3 protein-coding genes are annotated in these 2,045 nt (G+C 61.0%); 2 read left to right on the forward strand and 1 reads right to left on the reverse strand.

Annotated features, from left to right (window positions below; all coding sequences use genetic code 11):
• Both NW820_RS00280 and NW820_RS00285 read left to right on the forward strand, forming a co-directional pair.
• A partial coding sequence (locus NW820_RS00280) for a M14 family zinc carboxypeptidase (protein ID WP_414406361.1) occupies positions 1-630 on the forward strand: 630 nt, incomplete at its 5' end.
• Positions 631-839: 209 nt separating this feature from the next.
• Positions 840-1,373, forward strand: coding sequence for a universal stress protein (locus NW820_RS00285; protein ID WP_414343284.1), 534 nt, complete (start codon positions 840-842; stop codon positions 1,371-1,373).
• 4 nt (positions 1,374-1,377) lie between these two features.
• Here NW820_RS00285 and NW820_RS00290 read toward each other — a convergent pair.
• A partial coding sequence (locus NW820_RS00290; RefSeq protein ID WP_414406362.1) for a DUF4340 domain-containing protein occupies positions 1,378-2,045 on the reverse strand: 668 nt, incomplete at its 5' end.

Consider the following 2,045-nt stretch of genomic DNA (forward strand, 5'->3'; position numbering starts at 1 on the left):
ATTCACCTTTGGCAGCTCACCCAAGGGATCCGCTCCTTGCTGCTGATCGGCGGAGTACACGGGGATGAGGTGGAAGGATACACTCTGATCGAGCGCTATGTGGCCTCGGGGAGATGGGGATCCCTGGCCGGGAAAGCGACCTTATGGGCAATCCCTCGCTTGAACCCGGATGGCTGTGCCCTGGGGCAACGTCTCAATGCCAACGGTGTGGATCTCAACCGCAATCTGCCCACCCAAGATTGGATCCCGGCCTCTTTGGAAGCTCGCTATCCGCCCGGAGCAGCCCCAGGCTCCGAGCCCGAAACGCAAGTGTTGTTGACGAGTTTGGCCCGGATTCAGCCCCAGTTTATCCTTTCTGCCCACTCCTGTCAGGCACACCCCTGTGTGAACTACAACGGCCCTGCCCTTGAGCTGGCCCAGGTGATGGCTGCTCGCAACGGCTTGCCCGTCGCCGCCGACATTGGCTACCCTACCCCTGGTTCTCTGGGCACTTGGGCAGGGCAGGAACGGCGGATCCCAACCCTAACGCTGGAAATCCTGCGGGGCACTCCCCTCGATCAAGTCTGGCAAGAGCAGGCCGAGGCGCTGCAGGCGGTGTTGGAGTGGGCAGCCCAGGGCGATGCCTTCTGACCGGTGTCAAGATCTCTGAACTTTCGTTGCCAATCTGCCTAGTTCGTTCAAGATATCTGGGGTTTTCTCGCCCAAATCTTCTACAACACAGATAGGTGGGGCAGAGCAGAGGGGAGCTTGGAGTCGAGGGAAAAGGGGTCAGAGGTCAACCCCGAAGTCACGCTGCTTCTGCCTTGTGCCCCGCTGTTAGCCATCTGGAGGAAGCCAATATGTTCAGCAGGATTTTGGTGGCAGTGGATCGGTCGGAGCTGAGCCAGGGAGTATTTCAAAAGGCCGTCCAAGTGGCCAAGGCCATGCAGGCCCAGATGATGATTCTCCATGTTCTGTCTCAGGAAGAGCCGGGCGCCCCAGAGCCGCCGATGATCCTGGGGGTAGATTACAGCTCCACCATCAGCGCCGAGCTGTGGCAGTCCTACCGGGAGCAATGTGCCATCTTCGAGCAAAACCAGATGGACTACCTGCGCTCGCTGGTGGAGAAAGCGGCTGAGCACGGGATCCGCGCTGAGTACACCCTCAACTACGGCAACCCCGGTCGGGTCATCTGCGATCTGGCCCGCTCTTGGGATGCGGACTTGGTGGTGGTGGGCCGCCGCGGCCACTCCGGCCTGAGCGAGCTGTTTCTGGGCAGCGTCAGCAACTACGTGCTGCACCGCGCCCCCTGCTCGGTGTTGACGATACAAGGGGAAGCCCTGAAAAAAGCAACCCAAACCGCGGAGGAGAAGACAGCTACCTCTGCTGGCTAAGGCTCTAGGAACTCGGGGGCGAGGGGGTGGAAGGCGGTTGCGTGAGTGGGGCGGAGTCCTTGCTCTCCGGCTGGCCTTCCAAGAGGCGATTCACTTCGGTTTCCAGGCTGTTGAAGGTGCTCAGCTCGATCACGGCAATGTCCGGCTGGCGGCTGCTTTGCACATAGGCCCGCAAGCCAGAGGAGGCCAAGCTCAGGGCCAAGGGATCCTGCTCGGCGTCGGGTTTGGGCTCAAAGGTCAGCCGTAGGTCGGGCTCAGACAACACCCTTTGGGCTTCCGCGTCGGCCTGTTCCACAAACTCTTTGGCGCGGGCAGCATTCAGGCTGGAGAACAGAGAGCCGAGATCCACAGGCTGGCCCGGTCGCTCCGGGTTTTCCCAGCGCAGCTCCAAGGATCCCTTCTCTGAAGGCCGAGGGGTGAGGGTGACCTTTTCCCCTTGGGATTCTAAGGTGACTTGGCCCACTTGGTTGGCGTTGAGGCGGGCAATGCGGTGATCCCGCAGCTCTTCCAAGTCGGAGCGGAGAATATCGGCGGTGGAGGTGAGCAAGGTGGCTACTGCCGGGTGCTCAGAGGTGATGACGTACACCTGGCCATCTTTCTCCGATCCCAAAGCGACCTTCAGGGTTTTGCCCTCCTCCAGCTCTACCGTCAGCCGGGCGGAAGGCTGCTCCA

Source organism: Synechococcus sp. R55.7 (assembly GCF_047461955.1).
Taxonomy (GTDB): Bacteria; Cyanobacteriota; Cyanobacteriia; order Thermostichales; family Thermostichaceae; genus Thermostichus.